General features: G+C 42.6%; 25 protein-coding genes. 4 read left to right on the top strand and 21 right to left on the bottom strand.

The features are described 5' to 3' along the window. Window positions 1–228 precede the first annotated feature (228 nt). The 20 genes from MKO06_RS07550 to MKO06_RS07455 form a co-directional block, all read right to left on the bottom strand. Window positions 229–951 (bottom strand): response regulator transcription factor, encoded by a 723-nt coding sequence (locus MKO06_RS07550; RefSeq protein ID WP_083642999.1) that lies wholly within the window; start codon window positions 949–951, stop codon window positions 229–231. A gap of 4 nt (window positions 952–955) precedes the next feature. Then, the gene (locus MKO06_RS07545; protein ID WP_241551568.1) at window positions 956–2,530 is read right to left on the bottom strand and encodes a sensor histidine kinase; all 1,575 of its coding nucleotides are present in this window, start codon (window positions 2,528–2,530) and stop codon (window positions 956–958) included. Window positions 2,531–2,594: 64 nt separating this feature from the next. Further along, window positions 2,595–3,188, bottom strand: a complete 594-nt coding sequence (gene coaE / locus MKO06_RS07540) for a dephospho-CoA kinase (RefSeq protein ID WP_241551567.1) — start codon at window positions 3,186–3,188, stop codon at window positions 2,595–2,597. Then, window positions 3,185–4,126: a CdaR family protein gene (locus MKO06_RS07535; protein WP_241551566.1), complete on the bottom strand. Its 942-nt coding sequence runs from the start codon at window positions 4,124–4,126 to the stop codon at window positions 3,185–3,187. Before MKO06_RS07535 ends, coaE begins: the two co-directional genes overlap by 4 nt. Beyond that, the gene (locus tag MKO06_RS07530) at window positions 4,119–5,135 is read right to left on the bottom strand and encodes a glycosyltransferase family 2 protein (RefSeq protein WP_241551565.1); all 1,017 of its coding nucleotides are present in this window, start codon (window positions 5,133–5,135) and stop codon (window positions 4,119–4,121) included. Before MKO06_RS07530 ends, MKO06_RS07535 begins: the two co-directional genes overlap by 8 nt. 72 nt (window positions 5,136–5,207) lie before the next feature. Next, window positions 5,208–6,029 carry an enoyl-ACP reductase FabI gene (locus tag MKO06_RS07525; protein ID WP_241551564.1) on the bottom strand — a complete coding sequence of 274 codons (822 nt, stop codon included), beginning with the start codon at window positions 6,027–6,029 and terminating at the stop codon, window positions 5,208–5,210. A 202-nt stretch (window positions 6,030–6,231) separates the two neighbouring features. Next, window positions 6,232–7,884, bottom strand: coding sequence for a DNA repair protein RecN (gene recN, locus MKO06_RS07520; protein ID WP_241551563.1), 1,653 nt, complete (start codon window positions 7,882–7,884; stop codon window positions 6,232–6,234). Between the two features lie 58 nt (window positions 7,885–7,942). After that, window positions 7,943–8,830, bottom strand: coding sequence for a type IX secretion system protein PorD (gene porD, locus MKO06_RS07515; protein ID WP_241551562.1), 888 nt, complete (start codon window positions 8,828–8,830; stop codon window positions 7,943–7,945). After that, on the bottom strand, window positions 8,823–10,031 hold the full coding sequence (coaBC, locus tag MKO06_RS07510; RefSeq protein WP_241551561.1) for a bifunctional phosphopantothenoylcysteine decarboxylase/phosphopantothenate--cysteine ligase CoaBC: 1,209 nt from the start codon (window positions 10,029–10,031) through the stop codon (window positions 8,823–8,825). The genes porD and coaBC overlap by 8 nt, the downstream gene beginning before the upstream one ends. A gap of 19 nt (window positions 10,032–10,050) precedes the next feature. Further along, complete coding sequence (locus MKO06_RS07505; RefSeq protein WP_241552034.1) at window positions 10,051–10,377, bottom strand: DNA-directed RNA polymerase subunit omega; 327 nt, start codon at window positions 10,375–10,377, stop codon at window positions 10,051–10,053. 11 nt (window positions 10,378–10,388) lie between these two features. Then, window positions 10,389–11,213 carry an outer membrane protein assembly factor BamD gene (locus MKO06_RS07500; protein WP_241551560.1) on the bottom strand — a complete coding sequence of 275 codons (825 nt, stop codon included), beginning with the start codon at window positions 11,211–11,213 and terminating at the stop codon, window positions 10,389–10,391. Between the two features lie 124 nt (window positions 11,214–11,337). Next, window positions 11,338–12,213, bottom strand: a complete 876-nt coding sequence (gene dapA / locus MKO06_RS07495; RefSeq protein WP_241551559.1) for a 4-hydroxy-tetrahydrodipicolinate synthase — start codon at window positions 12,211–12,213, stop codon at window positions 11,338–11,340. Beyond that, window positions 12,213–12,725, bottom strand: a complete 513-nt coding sequence (locus MKO06_RS07490) for a DUF6913 domain-containing protein (protein WP_241551558.1) — start codon at window positions 12,723–12,725, stop codon at window positions 12,213–12,215. Before MKO06_RS07490 ends, dapA begins: the two co-directional genes overlap by 1 nt. Before the next feature lie 123 nt (window positions 12,726–12,848). Next, on the bottom strand, window positions 12,849–13,544 hold the full coding sequence (locus tag MKO06_RS07485) for a hypothetical protein (RefSeq protein WP_241551557.1): 696 nt from the start codon (window positions 13,542–13,544) through the stop codon (window positions 12,849–12,851). Window positions 13,545–13,666: 122 nt separating this feature from the next. Then, the gene (locus MKO06_RS07480; protein WP_241551556.1) at window positions 13,667–14,338 is read right to left on the bottom strand and encodes a M15 family metallopeptidase; all 672 of its coding nucleotides are present in this window, start codon (window positions 14,336–14,338) and stop codon (window positions 13,667–13,669) included. Next, window positions 14,339–16,330: an NAD-dependent DNA ligase LigA gene (gene ligA / locus MKO06_RS07475; protein WP_241551555.1), complete on the bottom strand. Its 1,992-nt coding sequence runs from the start codon at window positions 16,328–16,330 to the stop codon at window positions 14,339–14,341. 7 nt (window positions 16,331–16,337) lie between these two features. After that, on the bottom strand, window positions 16,338–17,009 hold the full coding sequence (locus MKO06_RS07470) for a VOC family protein (RefSeq protein ID WP_241551554.1): 672 nt from the start codon (window positions 17,007–17,009) through the stop codon (window positions 16,338–16,340). Window positions 17,010–17,013: 4 nt separating this feature from the next. Continuing rightward, window positions 17,014–17,616 carry an LOG family protein gene (locus MKO06_RS07465; RefSeq protein ID WP_241551553.1) on the bottom strand — a complete coding sequence of 201 codons (603 nt, stop codon included), beginning with the start codon at window positions 17,614–17,616 and terminating at the stop codon, window positions 17,014–17,016. A 5-nt stretch (window positions 17,617–17,621) separates the two neighbouring features. Continuing rightward, entirely contained in the window at window positions 17,622–18,470 is an 849-nt protein-coding gene (gene prmC / locus MKO06_RS07460) for a peptide chain release factor N(5)-glutamine methyltransferase (protein WP_241551552.1), read from the bottom strand. A gap of 7 nt (window positions 18,471–18,477) precedes the next feature. Next, window positions 18,478–18,975, bottom strand: a complete 498-nt coding sequence (locus tag MKO06_RS07455) for a GNAT family N-acetyltransferase (protein ID WP_241551551.1) — start codon at window positions 18,973–18,975, stop codon at window positions 18,478–18,480. Window positions 18,976–19,003: 28 nt separating this feature from the next. Here MKO06_RS07455 and ribD point away from each other — a divergent pair, with 28 nt between their 5' ends. The 4 genes from ribD to MKO06_RS07435 are packed head-to-tail and all read left to right on the top strand — an operon-like array spanning window position 19,004 to window position 22,137. Then, complete coding sequence (gene ribD, locus MKO06_RS07450; RefSeq protein WP_241551550.1) at window positions 19,004–20,068, top strand: bifunctional diaminohydroxyphosphoribosylaminopyrimidine deaminase/5-amino-6-(5-phosphoribosylamino)uracil reductase RibD; 1,065 nt, start codon at window positions 19,004–19,006, stop codon at window positions 20,066–20,068. Beyond that, window positions 20,046–20,654 carry an HAD family hydrolase gene (locus tag MKO06_RS07445; protein WP_241551549.1) on the top strand — a complete coding sequence of 203 codons (609 nt, stop codon included), beginning with the start codon at window positions 20,046–20,048 and terminating at the stop codon, window positions 20,652–20,654. The genes ribD and MKO06_RS07445 overlap by 23 nt, the downstream gene beginning before the upstream one ends. After that, window positions 20,651–21,526 (top strand): EamA family transporter, encoded by an 876-nt coding sequence (locus MKO06_RS07440; protein ID WP_241551548.1) that lies wholly within the window; start codon window positions 20,651–20,653, stop codon window positions 21,524–21,526. The genes MKO06_RS07445 and MKO06_RS07440 overlap by 4 nt, the downstream gene beginning before the upstream one ends. Further along, window positions 21,523–22,137, top strand: coding sequence for an IMPACT family protein (locus MKO06_RS07435; RefSeq protein WP_241551547.1), 615 nt, complete (start codon window positions 21,523–21,525; stop codon window positions 22,135–22,137). Before MKO06_RS07440 ends, MKO06_RS07435 begins: the two co-directional genes overlap by 4 nt. Here MKO06_RS07435 and MKO06_RS07430 read toward each other — a convergent pair. After that, on the bottom strand, window positions 22,134–22,532 hold the full coding sequence (locus MKO06_RS07430; protein ID WP_241551546.1) for an acyl-CoA thioesterase: 399 nt from the start codon (window positions 22,530–22,532) through the stop codon (window positions 22,134–22,136). The two genes, MKO06_RS07435 and MKO06_RS07430, sit on opposite strands and share 4 nt — an antisense overlap. Window positions 22,533–22,605: the final 73 nt, after the last annotated feature.

The raw sequence follows: 22,605 nt of genomic DNA, 5'->3' as shown, positions 1-22,605 counted from the left end.
ATGATATATTAAAAAGGAAATTACTTATCAAATCCTTGCTTATTTTTGAATGATAAAGATAAGTATTGTAAGAAAACCTATCTTAAAAAAGAAAGGGAATGTAAGAATATGAAATTCAGGAAGTTTTGAGGTGTTCCTGAGCGCTGTTTCAGTTTCACCGGAATCTAGGAAGAAGCTGCACCACAGGCAGGCTGTGATGCAGAATTTCCCCGGAAACTGAATTTGATATTATGCCTCGGTCTCTTCCTTGTTCTTTACAACAAGCCTGAAACCTTCACCGTGGATATTCAGAATCTCCACGTTTTCGTCTTTTTTCAGGTATTTCCTCAATTTGGCGATATAGACGTCCATACTTCTTGAAGTGAAGTAGTTGTCGTCTCTCCATATTTTGGTTAAGGCCAGTTCTCTTGGCATCAGGTCGTTTTCATGCAATGCCAGCAATCTCAACAACTCATTCTCCTTCGGAGAAAGTTTTTGAGGCTCCTCATCCCTGAAGGTAAGGAATCTCAGTTTTGAATTCAGGTGGAAATCACCGATCTCGAACTCGAACTGCTTGCTGTCTGCCACACTATCGGTAGCTTTACGCTGCATGATCGCCTTGATCTTCATCAGCAGTACTTCAGAGTCGAAAGGTTTGTTCAGATAATCATCGGCTCCAACCTTATATCCTTTTAGTACATCTTCCTTCATCGCCTTTGCGGTTAGGAAAATGATTGGAATTTCCTCGTTTTTATCCCTTATTTCCTTGGCCAGGGTGAACCCATCCTTATAAGGCATCATTACATCAAGAATGCAAAGATCAAAATCATCTTTCTTGAACTTTTCAAAACCTTCCATTCCGTTTTTTGCATGAGTTACCTCGTAGTCGTTCATCGCAAGGTAATCTTTAAGTACCGTTCCAAAGTTTGGATCGTCCTCTACTAGTAGAATTTTCTTGTTTTCAGTTTCCATGTATTTAAGATATTAGTGGTAGTTTAATTATAAAAGTGCTTCCTTTTCCTTTTTCGCTTATCACACTTATCTGGCCATGATGGTCTTCAATGATCTGCCGGGCATAAGCCAGGCCAAGACCATGACCTTTCACGTTGTGAATGTCGCCAGTATGTTCGCGATAGAATTTTTCGAATATTTTCTTCTGCACCACCTTGCTCATCCCTACTCCCTGATCCCTGATCTCACAGTAGATGAAGTTCTTCACGTTGGTGGTATAGATATCGATCTTTGGTGATCCTTCTGAATATTTGATCGCATTATCCAGGATATTTACGATCACATTGGTAAAATGGTCCAGGTTTGCCAGAATTGATGAACGAAGCGCACCAAAATGGGTTTGAATATAACCTCCCCTGTCTTCGGCTATGAGCTCCACATGACCAACAGCATCATTAATGATATCGTGCAGTTGATGACGTTCCTTTTTTAGGTCGAGTTCATTCTTTTCCAGTTTTGAGATGCGTAAAACATTCTCGACCTGCGCGTGCATTCTTCGGTTCTCGTCCTTGATCATTTGCAGGTAACGAGACACCTTGCTTTGATCATCCATGACCTTCGGATTCTTGATCGCGTCCAGAGCAAGATTGATGGTCGCTATGGGAGTCTTGAATTCGTGGGTCATATTATTAATAAAATCGGTCTTAATTTGTGAGATCTGCCGTTGTCTTATCAATTGTGATAAGGCACTGGAATAGGCAATTACGATGATCAATGTAAATATGATCGAAAGACTTGCCATAAGAACTACTGAAGATAATACAGCTTCTTTCTTATTGGTGAAATTCACCAGCAACTGGTAACCGCTTATCCCTATACTATCCATAAACAAAGGCACAGCATAGGTTGCAGGGTGATCCAGGCTAAAATTTTCTGAATGCAGGCTGGTAGCGATCGAGTTGTTGTAAACAGCATATTCAAATCCACTCTTTAACTCGCGCTCTTTCAGTTCCTTTGCCAGTAATTCTGAAATGGCTTCTTCAGATACTCTCCTGTGAATAGGTAATTTCCCTACAAGCTCCGAAATAGCCGACCGCAGAATATCCTTTTCAACTTCCTCCATCCTGGAGATTCGCTGAATATGTTCAATTCTTTGCCTCGCGCTTAGATCCCGATCATCAACCTGGTTCTTATTTACAATATCGCTCACCCGCTTGTTGATCATTTTGGTGAACTGGATACTGTCTTCAGCAAATTGCAAAAAGCCGGATGAAACCTTATAATCTTCCTCCAGTATGCTTTCTGAATTGAAATAAGTCTCATTTCCCGGACCCCTGTGAGAATAAAAATACTCGGTTAAGGTTCGGTTATTCAACCTGCTATTGCTGCTATCAGGGTTTTTGAACTGAAAATAATAACGCTCGAATTCCCTGTTCTGGATCTCTTCAGAAACGTTTAATAAAACCTGTCTTGCCTCATGCGAAAATTGTTCCTCCCGGTCGTCTATCGTACTCTTTATCCAGTATCCCTGTACAAAAATAATTCCGATTAAGGATAGACTCATTAGGGCAACGAGAAGAACAAAAAGCTTCTTATTCATGCGGTCAAAAGTAATATTTTAACATTTAGAGCTTAAAGTGTTTAACCAAATGTTAACAGAACTTCTAGCAATTTTGACCTGCTTTTAAGATTTTGTTGTGGATATGTTCAACCTGAAGCCTGGTATCTTTCAGGTCTTCGTTTTTTATTAGGAAATCTGCCAGTTCAGCCTTCTTTTCATCGCTCCACTGGTTGTCCATTCGTTGCTTGATTTCAGACTTTGTAGACTGGTCTCTTTTCTGTAACCGCTCGATCCTTAACTTTTGTGGAGCAGTGACCAGGATGCTGAAATCACATTTCTTATAACTCCCGGTTTCGAATAGAATGGCCGCCTCATAGATCACATACTCAGCTTCCTGTTTGGAAACCCAATCCCTGAAATCGCTTTCCACCGCAGGATGAATGATCTCATTGAGTTTTTTTAATTGTTCCTGGTCATTAAAAACTTTGGAAGCTATGAATTTTCTATCGGGCTGTTTTCCATTATAGGCAGCTTCTCCAAAAAGAGAAACAATCTTTTCCCTGATATCTTCTGAAGTTTCCATCAGGCGTTTTCCAGCATCATCGGCAATATAGACCGGTATCTCCAATTCCCTGAAGAAACCTGCAACGGTTGTTTTCCCGCTTCCAATTCCGCCTGTTAATCCTACGATCTTCATCTTTTGATCACGAATTGAATGCGACGCTCGTTTAGCCTTACGTTCGTGATGAAATCAGGCTTTTCTTCCACCTGGGCGATCATATAATCCTCACCCTGCTTAACCTTTTCATAATCACAGATCACCCTGAAGTCTGATGTATCCACCTCGTCAAATAACTGGAGGTTCACCTGGTAGTAAACCACCACTGTTTTAGGGAAATAGGCCAGGTTAAGGCCCGCTGGCACGTTGATGACCTCTACAGAGATCTCGGCACTGCCCTCTGTAAATTTCTCAACCTTCTGTGAGTAGTTCACGCTGTTGGTATAAAAGCTCAGCATTCCCAGGCCAGTGGTATCCAGTTCCACGCTACCTTCAATATTAGAATTGACCTTTCGAAGGCTTAATTCCCTGGTATATACTGACTCTATACTATCGATCACGGCCTGTGGACCGCTTACCTTAACCGAATCTGGTTCCAGTTGAACCGGGTTTTCGGCAGAAAAACCAACCGCATAATTCACCTCGATACGGGGAATTACCTCAACCACTTTTTCTTTTTTATACTGAAATGGGATGAGGATCTCATCCTGAATGATCCTGGATTTTTCAAAATTGATCTTTAACTGCTCTTCGATCTGAGATAAATGATTTTCCAATATATAAACCAGGTTGTTGGGAGTCTCGGTTGCCTGGGAAAGATCAATGCTGAGAACAGGGTTAAAAACCTTATAGTAAAAAATATTAAATGCATTATCCTGCATCTGAAGGTCTACATGATCTGGCCTTTCTTCACTTAAACTTTTATCCAGCGGAATATTTTCATAGATCACCGGGATCTCGATAACCTGGGTATAGGTTTTCGAAAACTGTACAAGCACCCAGATCACTGCAGAAAAAAACAGGAAAAAACTGAATGTCTTTAAACTGGATTTCTTGAATGTTGGTCTTTTAGGCACTGCTGTGTTTTTTAAAAAATAACTTCGGAAAAGCTTTTTCTGGCTGTATCTTCAGGATCCCGATCTTATAAGTGGAATTTAAGAATCCATATCCATACCCCAAAAACTGGACAAAAACCGCTCTTATTGCCAGCAATCCAATATAAATACTTTTATTCTTTATCGCGGCATCGATCCCTACAATTAAAAAATAGATTGCGAAAATTCCAAGAAATTCAGGCACTCCAAGGATTGCGAGAATCAGGGAAAGCAACAATCCCAGCATAAAAACGCTCGGAAACCAGTAGGTGATCCTGGCCGAGCCTGGATGCCATAAATTAAGGATGGGCCGTACCAGTCCGAATTTTTTAACCTGGATATGAAATTTTTTCCAGTCTATTCGCCGCTTATGAAAAACCCTGGCATCAGGAATAAGGCAGATCTTAAATCCCATTTTTTTCAGCCTGAGACTAAGATCGGGATCTTCTCCGGGATGAATTTCGCCAAATCCGGCACTGCTTTCAAAAGCGTTACGGCTAAGCCCCATATTGAAACTTCTCGGCTGGAATTCGTTCACTGCTTTCTTCCCTCCTCTAATTCCGCCGGTGGTAAGAAAAGAGGTCATGCTGTAATCGATAGCTTTCTGAACATTGCTGAATGATGGATGGGCAGCATCGGGGCCTCCAAAACAATCACAGGGATTCTTTAATAAGAATTGGTGAACCTGTTCCAGATAGTCTTCCGGCAGCAGCACATCAGAATCAAGGATCAGGAAATAATCGGCTTTCGCCTTTTTCATCCCATAGTTGCGGGAATCACCCGGACCGGAATTCGGCTTAAAATAATAGGAGATCTCCAGCCTGTTTGAGTATTCGCGAACGATCTCTTCCGATCTTAGATCTGAACCGTCTTCCACGATCACCACCTCAAAAGGAACGGGAGCTTGTAGATGCAACATACTTTCCAGCAACTCCCTGATCTCTTCGGGCCTGTTGTAAACCGGAATGATAAAAGAATATTCGGGCCGCATCCTGTGTATATAAAAGAAAACTGCCGAAACCCTTCATATTAAAGGGATTTCAGCAGTTTAAATGGTGTGAACTTAATCTTTATCTTCGGTAAAAGCTTCCATAACTTCCTGGCTTACTCCGGTATTGGAGAAACCTCCGTCGTGATATAGATTCTGAAGCGTTACTTTTTTAGTAAGATCAGAGAACAGGGTAATGGTATAGTCGGCACATTCCTGGGCAGTTGCATTTCCAAGCGGCGACATTTTTTCAGCAAAAGCGATAAAACCGTCAAATCCTTTTACACCCTGGCCAGCTGTTGTAGGAGTTGGTGACTGGGAGATCGTGTTGACACGCACTTTTTTATCCTTTCCGAAGAAATAACCAAAGCTACGGGCAATAGATTCGAGGTATGCCTTATTATCGGCCATATCGTTATAATCTGGGAAAACCCTTTGGGCAGCCATATAGCTCAGAGCAACGATACTTCCCCATTCGTTCATCGCATCTTTTTTGTAAAGCACCTGCATGGTCTTGTGGAAAGAAACTGCAGAAACGTCCCAGCCTTTGGTAGTGAAATCATAGTTCATATTGGTATAATGATTTCCTTTTCTAACGTTTACCGACATCCCGATGGAGTGAAGAACGAAATCGATCTTCCCGCCAAGGATATCAACTGCCTTTTCTACTAGGTTCTCAAGATCTTCAACTTTAGTGGCATCAGCAGGGATGATCTCAGAATTGGTCTTGGCTGCAAGATCTTTAATACTACCCATTCGCATGGCGATAGGTGCATTGGTCAATACAAATGTTCCTCCCTCTTCGTGAACTCGTTCTGCTGTTTTCCAGGCGATCGAATTCTCATCGAGCGCACCAAAAATGATTCCTCTTTTACCTTTGAGCAGGTTATATGACATGTGATTTTATATTTTGTGGTTGTTCGCCTGTAAAGATAGGAAAGTTGTTTGAATATGATTCCCGCTTTTCATCTTAGAATTCGGTATAAAGATCTCATCAAAACAGAAACCAGACATCCCGGCCATGGCATGATCGAAATTTTAAATCTTAAATCCGGAACCTTGAATCTTGAATACTGAATCTTGAATCTGAAATTTTGAATTAATTCAGTAATGACTTCGCATGAGCACGAGCCGAGTCGCTTCGGCTTTCTCCGCCCAGCATCAGAGCCAGTTCATCGATTCGCTCCTGCTCTTCCAGCCTAACGATCTTGGTTTGAGTTACCTGTTCGTTGTCTTCCTTGAAAATCTTGAAATGCGTGGCTCCTTTTCCGGCGATCTGCGGAAGGTGAGTAATGGCGATCACCTGCATGTTCTGTCCCATTCGTTGCAGGATCTCTCCCATTTTCTGTGCAATTTCACCCGAAACCCCCGTATCGATCTCATCGAAAATGATGGTTGGCAAATTGCTTTGTGCAGCGAGGATACTTTTAACCGCAAGCATGATCCTTGAAAGTTCTCCTCCCGAAGCGGCTTTTTTCATTTCCTTGAAACTGCCTCCTTTATTCGCAGCCAGGAACCATTCCAGCTGATCACTTCCGTTGGAAAGAAATTCGGTTCCTTTTTTTAACTCGATGTTCAACCGGGCGTTGGGCATCCCGAGATCTTTCAGGATCTGTTCGGTTTGCTCGATAAAGGCCGGGATGATCTTTTTTCTATTTTCATGTATCCTGTCGGCCACCAAAGAAAGTTTTTCCTGCTGTTCCTTTATAGCCTTCTGAATTTCATTCAGCGAGTTTTCAGCATTTTCGGTAATAGAAACCTTTTCGCGAAGTTCCTCCAGGATCTGGAGCAATTCCGCTACATTTCCGGCATTATGTTTTTTCTGAAGATTATAGATCAACTGAAGTTTCTGGTTGATCATTTCCAGTTCATCCGGATTGGCCTCTACTTTATCCAGAGCATTTTCCAGCTCGGCCTGCAGATCATCCAGTTCGATGATCACGCTTTGTACCCGCTCGTAGAATGATTCATAGGTTGCAGCAAACTGGGCAATTCGTGATAAATTACTTCTAACCGCTTTTAAACTTTCCAGGCTTCCTACTTCTTCCTGCTGCAGCGAATTGATCGCGGCACCCAGGTTTTCGGTAAGTTCTTCCACATTGTTCAATTCTTCGTAACGCTCCTCAAGCTCCTCCTGCATTCCTTCCTTTAATTGAGCTTCTTCCAGTTCGTTCAGAAGGAAAACATGGTAATCATATTCCTTGGCAGCCTGGGACTGCTCTTCCTTAAGCTGTTCGAATCGAGACAGCAATGCTTTATATTCCTTTAATTCTTTCCTGTACTGCAGGATCTCCACCTCATTTTTAGCGATGGTATCTATCACCTTAAACTGGTATTCTGCATTTCCCAGGCTTAGCGTCTCATGCTGGCTGTGAACATCTATGAGGTAGGAACCCAGTTTCTGCAATGCAGCGATCTTTACCGGTGTATCATTGATAAAGGCCCTTGATTTCCCCGAAGGCAATATCTCCCGCCTGATGATACTCTGGGTTTCATAATCCAGGTCTTCCTTTTTAAAGAAATTCTGAAGCTTATAATTCGAAATTGAAAAACTGCCTTCTATCACACATTTCTTTTCGGCGTTTCGAATCGAGCTGAAATCTGCCCTGTCACCCAGCAACAAGCCAAGTGCACCCAGCATAATGGATTTTCCAGCCCCGGTTTCTCCAGTTATAATGGTAAATCCCGGTTGAAGATTGATATTGATATCTTCAATTAACGCGTAATTCTTAATGGAAAGCGATGTTAGCAAATCGGTAAAAATTTGAGCTAAATATACGTGAGAAATAAATTGAAATCAACCTAAAAGCCTACTGAATATTTCTCCAGTTCTTGGAATATCTGGGCGCGATATTGTTGAGGGTTTGAATAAGGGCGTTGCTGTTCACAGGCGGCCCTCCGGAATAGATCTGAGAGATCTCATCAGCCTTTGCATCAAAAAAAGTTCGCAGTAACAAGGAATTATTTCTCCGGTTATTCATCACCTCTAGCTTTTCCATGGCTTCCGCGATCGCCTCCTTTCCTAAAAGAATATCATCATGCATCACATCCAGCCCCAGCCGGTGATATTCATACATAGAAATTCGATATTCAGCAAAGGTATTGGCCAGCAGATCGGCATTTAGCCTGAATCGCGAACGCTGCCCGTCGGCCCCTCGCCAGCCCTGTGAATTTCCCTGTTGAGCCGTAGTGACTATCCGGTTGGCCTCTTCGAAATATGGAGTGCCGCCCTGGAGTTCAAAAGTATCGGCATCCAGCCCTAAAATGGTGTATACATAGAATGAAATAACCGAAATAAGGTTGGAAGTATAGGTATTCTGACTATAATTGAGCGGCTGATATTCCCGGTAGGTAAAACCAAGCTGCTCATCCTTGAAATTGAACACCGGCGTGATCATGGAAGTTCCGTAAACAGGCCGCGAAGACTGCACCTGTATACTGCCATTAAAACTCTCGCCTTCAAAACTGGAAATCGTAATGAACATACTGCAATTGATGCGCTCATGATCCTGGAATTTCACATCGGTCCAGTTAGTTTGATTCACGAACTCGGTCAACGCGCGTTGCAGGGTCTTGAATACTGAAAGGTTGGCCTGCCCGGTCTGTTCGGCATTGATGATGACCTCGCAATTGAGTTCCTGGGCCTTGGTGACCTGCAAACTTAAAAGTATCAATATGAAACTTAAAATCTTACGCATTCAGTAAATCTACGATCTCTTTTATAATGTCCTGAGCAACCTCTTTTTTGCTTTTCAGCTCAAAATCCTTTTTTGAATCCGGGTAAATAATGCTCACTTTATTGGTTTCGGACTTAAATCCGGCACCCTTATCATTGAGTGAATTTAAAACAATAAAATCAAGATTCTTCTTTTTCAGCTTTTTTCTTGCATTCTCCAGTTCATCGTTGGTTTCCAGGGCAAAACCTACCAGCTTTTGATGCTGCTTTCGCTCGCCCATACTGGCCAGGATATCCCGGGTTTTGGTTAATTGAATAACCGGGTCTTCGCTGGTCTTTTTGATCTTCTTATTGGCCACCGTCGCTGGACGGTAATCGGCTACCGCGGCTGCTGAAATGAACACATCGGCTTCAGAAAATCTTGACTCCACCTTTTCATACATTTCTTCAGCACTGGTCACCCGAATGAGTTCCAGGTTGGTTCGTTCCAAATTCAGATGGGTAGGCCCGGACACTAATGTGACCTGAGCTCCAAGATTAAGTGCCGCTTCTGCCAGTTCATAACCCATTTTTCCGCTGGAATGATTTCCTATAAAACGAACCGGGTCTATAGCTTCGTATGTGGGACCTGCAGTGATTAGAATATTCTTTCCGCTAAGAGGATAACTTTCGGAATAATGCTTTTCCAGGAATTCGATGATCTCTTCAGGCTCGGCCATCCTGCCTTCGCCGTGAAGACCGCTGGCCAGTTCACCGCTTCCTGCCGGGATCATGATATTCCCGTACGATTCCAGTGTTTCGAAACTCTTTTTGGTAGACGGATGTTTATACATATCCAGGTCCATCGCCGGGGCGAAGAACACAGGACATTTAGCTGAAAGGTAGGTTGCCAGTAAAAAATTGTCGCTATTGCCCGATGCCATTTTGGACAGACTACTGGCTGTGGCAGGGGCTATAAGCATGAAATCGGCCCAGAGGCCGAGTTCAACATGATTATTCCATTTTGCGTTCTCATCTTCCTCATCTGTGAACGAAGAAAATACTTCGTTTTTAGAGAGAGTAGAAAGCGTAAGCGGAGTTATAAAATCCCGGGCAGCCGGTGTCATAACGACTTTCACCTCGGCCCCCGATTTAATGAACAAACGCACTAAACTGGCAGTTTTGAATGCAGCAATACCCCCGGTAATGCCCAACAATACTTTCTTGCCTTTTAGTACAGACATGTTCCTGAAAATCCGGATTCTATTCTTCGGTATCTTTTGTGTTGCGGAAGTAGATCTTATCTTCCAACCATTCCTGGATGGCTAATGCCTGCGGCTTTGGAAGTCTTTCGTAGAACTTGGAAACCTCAATTTGCTCCTTGTTCTCAAAGATCTCATCCAAAGAATCGTTATAAGTAGCGAATTCATCCAGCTTCTCAAGAAGTTCCTTTTTGATCTCTCCGTTGATCTGGGTCGCTCTTTTAGCGATCACCGAAATCGCTTCGTAGATATTCCCGGTAGGGTCATCAACCTTATTACGGTCAAAAGTAATTGTATTTACCGGTGCATCAATTTTCTTAAAATCCATCATTCCTAAAATTAAAAGTTCTGTAACCTACTGTCTATATCTGTAAGGGATTCCTCAATTTGCTGAATATATTCCCCTTCAGGATAATATTTTTTATACGATTTATAATATTCTTTAGCCTCTTCCAGTCTTTCTTCCATCAAAACCTCGTAACTGTTGATCGCGAGTTTATATGCCGAATCGAACCTGTAATAATAGGCTGCTTCCCTGAACGGGGAGCCCGGATAATCGGCAATGAAATTATTGAAAGACGCAATTGCGGCTTTGTAGAACTGTGTTAAGTGATATTGTTTGGCGATCTCGTAAGATTTCTTTTCAAGCTTGATCCTGAGCTCGGTAGCCATATCGTTGGCGGATTCAACAAACTCTCCTTCCGGATACCGGTTAAGATATACCTGCAATTCTTCGATCGCTTTATTGGTTTCGCTCTGGTCAAGGTTGTACCGTGGTGAACGATAATAAAAACTCGCCGCCATTTTGAAGGCTGCTTCTTCGGCTTTTTCACTATCCGGATAAAGCTGAAGGAATCTTTCAAACTGAAAAGAAGATAAATAATAATCTTCAAGCCTGTAATACGTATCCGCTAAAAGGAAGGCGATTCGCTGCCCCTGTGGTTTTCCACGAAACTGGGACTCGATCTGTTCCATCAAGCCTAAAGCCCTTCTCAAATCCCTATTGCTGTCTTCTTCTAATCCCTTGTTATAATAGGCTTCTGCCTTTGTATACTTGGCAGCAGTATCGTCACTTTTTAACAGTTTTTGATATTCACTGCAGGACAGGCAAAGAAAAAGTAAGCTAAGTAAGAGAATTCCTTTTTTCATGATACGTAAAAACATCTGGCAAAAATACATTTTTTGTGACTATAAAAAAAACTTTCCTTAAGGCTTGAAATAACCCAATTCTTGAGGCTTTATTGCTTATTACAGAAAGATTTTCCAGATAGATCTAAAAAAGTATCCTTTAAAATTGGTCTACGAAATCATCTATTTTCTCCTGAAGCTTTTCAGTTGCTTCCACAAGCGGAAGCCTTAATCGATTCGTTATTATTTGCTTTTTTGCCAGAAGCGCCTTAATACCTGAAGGGTTACCTTCGGCAAAAATAAGGTCTATGGAAGGAGCTATCTTATAATGCAATTTGTAGGCTTCTGCAACTTTCCCGTTAAGCCCGGCTCTTACCATATCTGAAAATTCCTGTGGAAAACCCTGCGCGATCACCGAGATCACCCCTTTTCCGCCAGCAAGCGTCATTGGTAAAGTGATCATATCGTCACCAGAAATAACCAGAAAATCATCAGGAACCAGGCTTATTAATTTCATCGCCTGGACTATATCCCCGGCTGCTTCCTTAACGCCAATTACATTATTAGTATCTCTCGCTATACGGTTGATGGTTTCCGGAAGCATATTCGAAGCAGTTCTTCCCGGTACATTGTAAAGAATGATAGGTAATGGCGAAGCTTCTGAAACTGCTTTAAAATGACGGTAGACACCTTCCTGGCTTGGCTTGTTATAATAAGGTGAAACCGAAAGTATGGCATCAAACCCTTCTAGATCTGAAGTTTTGATCTCCTCGACGACACCGGCAGTGCTGTTTCCGCCAATTCCAAGAACCAAAGGCAATCTTCCCGCATTTACTTTTTTTACTTCAGCTTTCACCAGCTCCTTTTCCTGCTGACTCAAAGTTGCACTCTCGGCTGTGGTTCCGAGAACCACCAGGTATTCAATACCATTGGCGATCTGGCTCTCCACCAGTTTACCTAAAGCTTCTGTGTCTACACTAAGATCTTCTTTAAAAGGAGTGATCAATGCTACTCCCGTTCCAATAAAAGCTTTCATTATCTATTCTTTTTAAATATTTCTATATACTTTAAGGTTTCCTGCTGAAAAACATCCGGATTTTCAGCTTCGATCTCCAGGTCAAATACTCCAAATTCATCCGGAGAATTGCCAATTTTCACACTGACCTTTGAACTGGCTGCAAGCAGCATTCCATGCAGGCAGCTTTCAGAAAAATTACAGATCAGAAAATCGAATTCCGTAGCTATAAAATTCCTGATATCTTCCGACTCAAATTTTCCGCCAATTGATATTTCTGAAGGATCCAGGATCACCGGAAAATTTACGTCCACAATTTCCTTCCGGGAACCGCAGATTACCAGCTTGCAATCCTTTTTAGGATACCCCGCCAGATCATGGATCTTCAAAAGACCCGACTTCTTTTCCAGATCTTTGGCGTCGACGATCAAACCAATTCTTCCAGAACCGGAAACCAAAGGTCGCGCATTCGCCTTTTTTGCTTTCCTGATCAAACCCGGAAGCAGTTTAGCCTTAATTTTAGAGCCTATCATGGTCTGGATTTTCTGGGGGCAAATGTATATAAATTAAGACGAGAATTCAGGGAATACTTTAGCTGCTGTACAGGACAGTTTAGGAATTTAACAGCTTTGCAGAATTTGTGAAATAAAAAGGCTCTAAACCAGGTTGATCAATCTAAGCTTTTTTTCCCTGGTAGTAAAAAACAGGAAGGCAAGAACTATGCTCCCAAACCTTAGTAAACTTTCCAGTAGCAGAACACTGGTTACCTGAAGATAGAAATCTGCCATATCCCTAAGCACATCGGCCAGGACCAGCATCATTACAAGGCTAACAAAATAAACCGATTTTCGCGAGTACGAATTGAGATAATAGACCAGCCCCACTATCCCAAGGATAAGCAAATTGATATAATAAAGAGAATAAAAACTCAACTCAAGAAAATTCATAGACTGGCTACCCATTTCTTCCAAATGACCGTAGAGAAAATATACATTAAGCGCTATTAACAGAAAGAACAGTAGTAACATGTATCTATTTGCAGCCTGGCGTTGGGTATATTTTAGGGCCTCCCGCGCCAGGAAAACATAAGAGAACATTCCAAAAAACAGGAATATAAGATTGAGATGATCGATCTCCACCAACCCGGCTAAACCGGCAAGTACAGTGAGAACTATAAAAACAGAACTATTTATATTAGACCAGTCCAGCTTCCTGCCGAATCCCACAAAAAGCGGAATAAAAACAGCCAGAAATGAAACATTGGCTACCAGATCCCAATTATAACCTACAGCAAACAGGTTAATGATTAAAGGTGGTACGCAGGCTAAAACATAAAGGCCGCTTGATCTCATATTTGAACAATCCGATATGGATGTCGAAATATCCTAAAATTTTCTTAAAAAATCAAAGATTACCAGATTATCATTGGGTTTACCAATAAACCATTTCAGTAAAAGTGCTGAATACTTAACATTTACTCAACCGGAAAATCAAAATAAGTATCAGGATAAGTTTCTAGTTTATAGGTATAATGCCACCATTCTTCAGCATAAGGCCGGAAACCATGCTTCATCATCATACTTTTTAAAAGCAGCCGGTTCTTTTTCTGGGTTTCGCTAATCCCGGGAGCTGAATGATGGGATATCTTTCCAAAAAAGTCATAAGGACTCCCCATATCCAATTCTTTACAGGTGTTGGCATCAACCAAAGTCAGGTCTACAGTGCTTCCACGTGAATGGCCAGATCTACTGGCAATGTATCCCAGCTGGAAAAGTCGGGATTTGGGAATATCCGGGTAAAATTGAGCCTTCATAAGGGTATCTTCTTTATCCCTTGCCCACCTGATAAAATGATCTACTGCCTGCTGCGGACGGTAAGCATCAAATATCTTCAGCATCAGGTCTTTTTGTATCAGTTCTTCCTGAACTTTTAAAAGCGCATCTGCGGCCGGTTCACTCAAAATCGCCTGAGGTTTATGATAACCACTTACCGGTTTACCGATGAAATTATTACTACCGGCATACCTTATATCATAAACGATTCCTGGGATCTTCTCATCAAGGTAAACAAAACCGTCGGAAAGGCTTTTTTCCTGTGCACTTACGGCTTCGAATAAAAATAACAACAGGAACAGCATATACCTCATCTATTCCAGCATCTTTAAGAAATCATCTTCGCTAATGATATTCGTGCCCAGTTTTTCAGCCTTTGCCAGCTTGCTGGGTCCCATATTGTCACCTGCTACCAGGTAATTGGTTTTTGAAGAAATAGAACTCGCCACCTTTCCCCCATTGTCTTCGATGAGTTTCTTCAGTTCGTTCCTGGAAACTTTTTCAAAAACCCCGGAGATCACAAAGGTATTTCCGCTCAAGATATCGGTCTGATTGGCCAGTTTATCGGCCGCAATCTCCATCTGCACTCCGAATTCTCTTAATCGCTCAATGTTCTCCCGGTTCTCTTCATTGCTAAAAAAATCGGTTACACTCCAGGCTATTCGTTCACCTATCTCATCAAGGTTAATTAGCTCTTCTTCTGAAGCTGCCATCAGGGCGTCGATGCTTTTAAAGTGCTTGGCCAGTTTCTTTGCTACAGTTTCTCCTACATAGCGGATCCCAAGAGCAAATAACACCCGCTCGAAGGGGATCTCCTTGGATTTTTCAATTCCGTTGATCAGGTTTTCAGCCGACTTATCCGCCATTCTTTCCAGCGGTAATATATCTTCTTTTTTAAGTGTATAGAGATCGGCATAATTATTTATCAATCCGGCGTTAACCAGTAAGGCTACTGTTTCACCTCCCAGGCCTTCAATATCCATTGCCTTTCTTGAAATATAATGCTGGATCCTTCCAGTGATCTGGGGAGGGCAACCATTGGTATTTGGGCAGTAATGTTGAGCTTCCCCTTCATTTCTTACCAGATCGGTTCCGCATTCGGGACAGTTCGTGGCGTATTGCGTAGGTTCCGAATCCGGATCGCGTTTAGTAAAATCCACTCCCACGATCTTAGGGATGATCTCGCCGCCTTTTTCAACAAACACAACATCTCCTTCGCGTACATCCAGTTTCTCGATCTGGTCGGCGTTATGCAAAGAAGCTCTTTTCACCACCGTACCTGCCAGTTGAACCGGCTGTAGATTGGCAACCGGGGTAATGGCACCGGTACGCCCAACCTGGTAAGTGATCTTTTCAAGCTTAGTGCTCTCCTGCTCTGCCTTGAACTTATAGGCCATGGCCCAGCGTGGTGATTTGGCGGTATGCCCCAGCTCTTCCTGTTGCTGTACGCTATTCACCTTTACCACAACGCCATCGGTTTCATAAGGCAGGTCATGACGATGCTGGTCCCAGTAATTGATATAATCCAGCACTTCCTTAATACTGGATTTCAATTCAGATTCAGGTGGCACTTTAAAACCCCATTCCCGGGCTTTTTCCAGTCCTTCGAACTGTGTGGGAATATTGGTGACACCAGCCAGGCTGTATAGCAAACATTCAAGCGGTCTTTTTGCAACCTCTGCACTATCCTGAAGTTTTAAACTTCCGGAAGCGGTATTTCTTGGATTCGCGTAGGGTTCCTCACCGAGATCCACCCGTTCTGCGTTCATTTTTGCAAAACCTTCATAAGGCAGGATGATCTCTCCCCTTATGTCGAATCTATCCGGGTAATCGCCTTTCAGCTTTAAGGGAACCGATCTTATCGTACGAACATTATTGGTCACATCATCTCCCTGGAAGCCGTCGCCACGTGTAACCGCTCGCGATAACTCCCCATTTTCATAAGTAAGACTTATGGAAGCACCGTCATATTTGAGCTCACAAACATACTCCACTTTTCCATCTACGATCTTCCGGATCCTGGTTTCCCAGTCTTCCAGCTCTTCTTTTGAATAGGAATTGGAAAGCGAATACATACGGTGGTCATGAACCACTGTCTCGAAATTCTTGGTTACAGCGCCGCCCACTCTCCTGGTGGGAGAGTTTTCATCCTGGAATTCAGGATGCTTTTCTTCCAGCTCCTGAAGCTCCTTCAACTTCATATCAAATTCATAATCGCTGATCTCGGGTTTATCCAGAACATAATAGTTATAGTTATGTTCCTGTAATTCCTTTCGAAGCTGCTGGATCTTTTGTTCGATTTCCATTCAGAAATTAAATTTTGCTAATATCTAGTTTATTTTTGTCAAATTTCAGAGCAAACTGCTTATCCTCATGCTCGATCTCAACCTTAAATGCCGACATGTAAGCCCGGTCCCCGGTGGGAAACCAGTCTTTAAGGTCTTTATTGATTGTGATAACAAGTCCTTCAGGGTTACCAATGGCACAGAAGCGTTCAAGGTCTCCGTCAAACTTCTGAAGTCCGATCTCCTCTTTCATCTTGCGGAATTTTTGTTCCACATCATCTGTCGCCAGCCCGATCTCGGCAATTCCTACAATATTGACTGGTTCGAAGATCGCTGATTCCGGTTTACTGAAGTCTCTGCGGGAGATAAATTCCATGATATTGCGATCGGCATCATAGAAATAAACCGATTTTGCATGCCAGTTGCTGAAATCGATGATTTTTTCCTCGTTGTTCTTTAGGGCCCCAAGATTGGTTTCCACCCATTGAAGCACTTCCTCTTCCTGCCTGTCTGGAACATGTAATGCGATATGATAGGGCGTGGCATGTTCGCGGTATTCAAACCTGAGAACAGAATACCCCAGTTTTAGTTCGAAGCTTTTTTCAGCATACTCCCTGATCTCAAAACCGAGCTCATCCCTGTAGAATTTCAGCAATTTCTTGATCCGGCTCGAATAAACCGTTAGTTTGTTGATCTTCATAAATTCAGGTTTGGTTCTTATTCATCCATTTCGGTACGGGCTTCGGCCTGTAACTTCTCATTTTCTCAAGCAACTCATCAAAATCATCTGAAATAAGCAGAATATCGAGATTGTCCTTTTTAAGCAGACCTTTTTCCGTCATTTTATTCAGCATATTCACCAGGTCGTCGTAAAAACCGTTGATATTCAAAAGGCCGATTGGTTTTCGATGCAGGCCTAACTGTGCCCAGGTCACGATCTCGAAAAGTTCCTCGAAAGTTCCGAAACCGCCGGGCAGGGCGACAAACGCATCGCTTAGCTCGTTCATGCTCAATTTACGTTCGTGCATGTCCTGGGTGGTGATCAACCGGTCCAGATTGGTATGAACAACCTCCTTGGTCTTTAAAAAATCGGGGATCACCCCGGTAACCTTGCCATCATGATCCATGACTCCCCTGGCGACCTGGCCCATAAGGCCCAGTTTACTTCCGCCATAAACAAGCCTCATCCCGTTTTCTGCCATTTTCTTACCCACCTCATACGCGGTCTGATAGATCTGCTCATCATTCCCATCACTGCTTGCGCAAAAAACGGCCAGATTTTGAATCGTATTGATAGCTGTGTCCATTAATTTCAAATTTTGATGCCCTTCAGCATTCTGAAGTTTCCAAAAATATCCTTTTTAAGCTCGGTTTCAAAACCCATTTTTTTAACCAGGGCTTCGGTTTCGTGAGCAAGATACTGGTTGATCTCGAAATACAGGAGTCCGTTAACCGGTAAAGATATTTGAGCCAGGCCTGCTATCTTTCGATAAAAGACCAGGGCATCCTGGTCTTCCACATAGAGAGCGGTATCGGGTTCGTGTTCGAGGACATTCCGGTTCATTTCCTTTTTTTCCAGTTCCCGAACATAGGGCGGATTAGACACGATGATATCAAAACTTTCATCGAGTTTTTCCAGTTTTAATATGTCCTGCCTCTTAAGTTGAACCTCAGCCTTATTTATTTCAGCATTTTGCGAAGCTATTTCCAGCGCCATTTCCGAAATATCGTAAGCCTGCACCCCGGCATTTTTCAGGTAAGCAGCCAGGCTAATTGCGATACAACCGCTACCGGTACCGATATCGAGGATCTTAAGGTCATTTTCTTTATTTGGAATATCATCCAGTATCCATTGTACCAGCTCTTCGGTTTCCGGCCTTGGCACCAGCACATTTTTATCAACCCTGAATTCCATCCCGAAAAATTCCTGTTTTCCGGTTATATACTGAATAGGTTCGTGCGATTTTAAGCGCTTTAAAGCACTTTCTAGCTTTATTAATTTTTCAGATTCGATCTTAGTTTCAGGATTTATGGCAAGCTGAAGCCTGTCTATGCCAAGGTATTCAGAAATAAGAATATAAAAGAAGGAGTCAATTTCGGTCGCTGGAAATTCTCCCTTTAATTCTTTCCTGAAATGATCTCTGAAGTCTTTTAAAAGCATGTAGGTTCTATTCAGCCGCCCTAAGATCCTTGGTCATAAAGACGGTACAGTTATAATGACCGGTGTTGCCCATGGGTTTTTCTATGACCTTAAAACCTTTGCGATCGTATAAACGCCGGGCATTTTCCATATATGGAAGGGTTTCGATATAGCAGGTGTCGAAATCCTGATCGCGTGCAAAATCCATACATTGAGTGATCATTTGCATACCTATTCCTCTACCCCTGGCTTCCGGCAGGAAATACATCTTCTGAAGTTCACAAACCTTTTCCTCCAGTCCAGTTAAGGGGGCGATCCCAGCTCCACCAATTATCTTATCATTTTCTTCCACCACAAAATAAGCCATACGTTTGCCTTCATAGGTGCTGGTCATATCGTCCAGCGCCTTGTCTTCGTATGCGGTTCCTACTTTTGGAACCCCCATTTCAACCAGTACCTCTCGTATTAGTGCTTTAACCTGCTGATTGTCTTCCGGTTCAATTTCCCGGATTTTCCATGTCTCCATTCTGCCTAATTAATTCTATTTTTGTGGCGTGAATATACACGAAAAATACATAAAACGCTGTATAGAACTAGCCCGAAACGGGCTTGGAAACACCTACCCGAATCCCATGGTTGGTAGCCTTATCGTTTATAAAGGTAAGATCATTGGCGAGGGCTGGCACCGAAAAGCAGGTGAAGCTCATGCCGAGGTCAATGCGATCAACTCGGTGAAAGATCAGGAGCTTTTAAAGGATGCTAGCATATATGTAAGCCTTGAACCCTGCAGCCATTTTGGAAAGACTCCGCCCTGCAGCGACCTTATCATCGCAAAGGGCATCAAAAGAGTAGTGATTGGCACCATAGATCCTTTTGCAAAGGTTGCCGGAAGGGGCATTAAAAAACTGATGGACGCCGGTTGCGAGGTAAACGTGGGAATCCTGGAAAAGGAGTGCTATGAACTGAACAAGCGTTTCTTCACTTTTCACCAAAAGAAACGACCTTATATTATCCTAAAATGGGCCCAAACCCAGGATAGTTTTATAGCCCCCCTGGCAAGAGACGAAAAACGGCCGGTTTGGATTACCAACAACCATTCCGGGCAACTGGTTCACAAATGGCGCAGCGAGGAAGCCGGCATCCTGGTTGGCACCACCACTGCGCTGAATGATAACCCAAAACTGAATGTTCGAAAATGGACAGGGAATGATCCAGTTCGCATTCTTATTGATAAGTACCTGAAAGTTCCGGCAGATTCGGCCATCCTGGATGATCAGCAAAAAACCATCGTGCTTTGCGACGACAGTTCAAAAGCTGAGAATAAAAAAAATACGATCTACGATAACATCGATTTTTCTGAAAATATTGCGAAAGAGGTTTGCCGGGTACTGGTAAAACACGAAATACAATCGGTGATCATTGAAGGCGGCAGCAAAACGCTTCAGCAGTTCATAGAAGCCGGACTTTGGGATGAAGCCAGGCTGTTCACAGGAAAATCCTATTTTGGAGAGGGTACGCCCGCTCCCAGGCTTTCAGCTTCAGCAAGACTGAAAGTCGAAAAATTCATCGAAAACGACCACTTAAAAATTTACAGAAATGATCAGGGCGATACTATTTGATTTTGGAGATGTTTTTATCAACCTGGATAAGGAAGCTACCGGGCGGGAACTCAAGAAGATGAATATTGATGAACTTTCGGAAGAGGTTCACGCCAGGAATAAAGAATATGAACAGGGCTTTATTACATCTGATGAATTTTCAGAGTTTTACCGGGCCCAGTTCCCCGATCTTAAATCGGAGGAATTTCTGAAATCCTGGAATGCGATCCTGCTTGATTTTCCGGAATATCGCTTTAAGTTCATTCAGAAGTTAGCCGAAGAGAAAGACTACAAACTCATCCTCCTGAGCAATACCAATGAAAATCATATTCAAAATATTAAGAAACGTGTGCCATTTTTTGAAGATTTCAAGAATTGCTTCGACGCTTTTTATCTTTCTCATGAAATAGGGATGCGAAAGCCAGACCCCAGGATCTTTGAATTCGTTCTGGAACACCACGACCTTAAACCTGAAGAATGTCTTTTCGTCGATGATACGCCAGAAAATACCGAAGCCGCAGCAAACCTGGGCTTTCATACCTGGAACATCGAACCAACCCGCGAAGACATCATCGACCTGTTTACCACTAAAAGCGAGTTATTTTGATCTACCTGCTGCTTAGCGTCCTGTCTTCTACGGTCATCTTTATCGTATTCAGGCTCTACACCAAATTCGGGATCAACACCCTGCAGGCCATTATCGTTAACTATTTTATAGCCTGCACCGTTGGATATTTCGGGTACATTGATGGCAGTTCAAATATTTCCCAGGTTTCATCGCAGGAATGGTTTCCCGGGGCCCTGATGCTGGGTGTACTATTTATCACCGTTTTCAACCTTGCTGCCATCACCACTCAAAAAAGCGGACTTTCAGTCGTCGCGGTGGCAACAAAAATGTCTGTCGCCATCCCGGTACTTTTCGGCATCTTTTTATATAATGAAAGTACCGGCTTTTTAAAAATCCTGGGGATCATCCTTGCACTGGTGGCGGTTTATCTTACCTCGATAAAAAGCAAGGAAGGCATCAGTATAAAATATAAGAACCTCATTTTCCCCTTATTGGTTTTCGTAGGAAGTGGAATCATAGACACTAGTCTTAAATACCTGGAAACCAGCTATGTTTCAGAAACCGATGTGGGACTTTTTTCCTCTACCATTTTTGCCACGGCGGGAATCATCGGGATCATCATCCTGATCATCCAGGGATTTTTAGGCAAATTAAGTATCAGTTTCAAAAATATTCTTGGCGGAATTGCACTTGGAATCCCTAATTATTACTCGATCTATTTTTTAGTGATGGCATTAAGGAGTGAAGGATTTGAAAGTTCCACCATATTCACCCTTAACCATGTGGCGATCGTAACCCTGTCTACCCTGGTGGGAATCTTTTTATTTAAAGAATACCTAATCAGGAAGAACTGGATAGGCCTTGCAATTGCTGTAATTAGCATTATCCTGGTAGCAAATTCGGCGATATGAAAGACACCTATCAAAGCATAACCGAGGCATCTCCCGAGGTTCTCTTCAAGGACCGGAATTCGAAGTTTTTCGGCTATGCCTTTCCCATCAAAACCGAAGAGGAAGCCAATGAGCATTTAGCCGAATTAAAAGCCAAGCATCATAAGGCACGGCACTGGTGCTACGCCTGGCAACTGGGAAAGGAGGAGGACAACCAGCGTTATCGCGCCAATGATGACGGGGAACCTTCAAATTCTGCCGGGATGCCCATTTACGGGCAGATCCAGGCATTTGATGTAACCAATATATTGGTTGTAGTAGTTCGGTATTTTGGCGGAGTGAAACTAGGCGTTGGCGGACTCATCAATGCCTATAGAACTGCAGCCCAGATGGCGCTGGAAGAATCAAATATCATCAAAAGAACCATCGACGAGGTCTATGTGGTGAAATTCGATTATCCCGAAATGAATAAAGTGATGCAGGTGATCAAGCAGAACAATTTAAATGTGATCGATCAGAAATTAGAGATCGATTGCCAGATCTTTATTTCGGTTCGGAAAAAAGATGCGGAGGATATTTATTCCAAATTCGATAACACCTATAAAGTAGAAATTAAAAAACTGGAAATTTAATTTTCCAGCTTATCGAGAATAAACTTTGGGCACCTGATAGGCCGCCTGGAATTGGCATCCATAAATACCAAAACAGAGGTCGCTGAGGTGACCAGTTCACCCTGTTCATTGAATACTTCGTAGTCGAAAATAATTTTAACATTTGGCAAATCCCTCAAGCGGGTAACCACGCGAATATTTTCATGAAAGGTTACGGGTTTGTGATATTTTAGATTTAATTCGAAAACCGGCAACATGATGCCTTCCTTTTCCATATTTTTGTATGAAATACCGAGGGCCTCAAGCCAGTCAATCCTAGCAATTTCAAGGTATTGCGGGTAATTCCCGTGATGCACCACACCCATCTGGTCGGTTTCGGCATATCGTACTTTAACAAAAGTTTCGTGTGATTTCATGAGAATTTAATAGCCTTTTAGATAAAGGTTTTTTATATTCAGGCTCGGAAGTAAGTATGCATAAAATTTTCTT

The organism is Christiangramia oceanisediminis (assembly GCF_022570735.2).
Lineage (GTDB): Bacteria > Bacteroidota > Bacteroidia > Flavobacteriales > Flavobacteriaceae > Christiangramia > Christiangramia oceanisediminis.
Note: the sequence above shows the minus strand (reverse complement) of the source record. Positions and strands in the feature narration are given on the sequence as shown.

Excerpts from the sequence above, each read along its gene's own strand:
- MKO06_RS07550 (WP_083642999.1), bottom strand. The coding sequence starts at position 951 with ATGGAAACTGAAAACAAGAAAATTCTACTAGTAGAGGACGATCCAAAC.
- MKO06_RS07545 (WP_241551568.1), bottom strand. The coding sequence starts at position 2,530 with ATGAATAAGAAGCTTTTTGTTCTTCTCGTTGCCCTAATGAGTCTATCC.
- coaE (WP_241551567.1), bottom strand. The coding sequence starts at position 3,188 with ATGAAGATCGTAGGATTAACAGGCGGAATTGGAAGCGGGAAAACAACC.
- MKO06_RS07530 (WP_241551565.1), bottom strand. The coding sequence starts at position 5,135 with ATGCGGCCCGAATATTCTTTTATCATTCCGGTTTACAACAGGCCCGAA.
- MKO06_RS07525 (WP_241551564.1), bottom strand. The coding sequence starts at position 6,029 with ATGTCATATAACCTGCTCAAAGGTAAAAGAGGAATCATTTTTGGTGCG.
- porD (WP_241551562.1), bottom strand. The coding sequence starts at position 8,830 with ATGCGTAAGATTTTAAGTTTCATATTGATACTTTTAAGTTTGCAGGTC.
- coaBC (WP_241551561.1), bottom strand. The coding sequence starts at position 10,031 with ATGTCTGTACTAAAAGGCAAGAAAGTATTGTTGGGCATTACCGGGGGT.
- MKO06_RS07505 (WP_241552034.1), bottom strand. The coding sequence starts at position 10,377 with ATGGATTTTAAGAAAATTGATGCACCGGTAAATACAATTACTTTTGAC.
- MKO06_RS07500 (WP_241551560.1), bottom strand. The coding sequence starts at position 11,213 with ATGTTTTTACGTATCATGAAAAAAGGAATTCTCTTACTTAGCTTACTT.
- dapA (WP_241551559.1), bottom strand. The coding sequence starts at position 12,213 with ATGAAAGCTTTTATTGGAACGGGAGTAGCATTGATCACTCCTTTTAAA.
- MKO06_RS07490 (WP_241551558.1), bottom strand. The coding sequence starts at position 12,725 with ATGATAGGCTCTAAAATTAAGGCTAAACTGCTTCCGGGTTTGATCAGG.
- MKO06_RS07485 (WP_241551557.1), bottom strand. The coding sequence starts at position 13,544 with ATGAGATCAAGCGGCCTTTATGTTTTAGCCTGCGTACCACCTTTAATC.
- MKO06_RS07480 (WP_241551556.1), bottom strand. The coding sequence starts at position 14,338 with ATGAGGTATATGCTGTTCCTGTTGTTATTTTTATTCGAAGCCGTAAGT.
- ligA (WP_241551555.1), bottom strand. The coding sequence starts at position 16,330 with ATGGAAATCGAACAAAAGATCCAGCAGCTTCGAAAGGAATTACAGGAA.
- MKO06_RS07470 (WP_241551554.1), bottom strand. The coding sequence starts at position 17,009 with ATGAAGATCAACAAACTAACGGTTTATTCGAGCCGGATCAAGAAATTG.
- MKO06_RS07465 (WP_241551553.1), bottom strand. The coding sequence starts at position 17,616 with ATGGACACAGCTATCAATACGATTCAAAATCTGGCCGTTTTTTGCGCA.
- prmC (WP_241551552.1), bottom strand. The coding sequence starts at position 18,470 with ATGCTTTTAAAAGACTTCAGAGATCATTTCAGGAAAGAATTAAAGGGA.
- MKO06_RS07455 (WP_241551551.1), bottom strand. The coding sequence starts at position 18,975 with ATGGAGACATGGAAAATCCGGGAAATTGAACCGGAAGACAATCAGCAG.
- MKO06_RS07445 (WP_241551549.1), top strand. The coding sequence starts at position 20,046 with ATGATCAGGGCGATACTATTTGATTTTGGAGATGTTTTTATCAACCTG.
- MKO06_RS07435 (WP_241551547.1), top strand. The coding sequence starts at position 21,523 with ATGAAAGACACCTATCAAAGCATAACCGAGGCATCTCCCGAGGTTCTC.
- MKO06_RS07430 (WP_241551546.1), bottom strand. The coding sequence starts at position 22,532 with ATGAAATCACACGAAACTTTTGTTAAAGTACGATATGCCGAAACCGAC.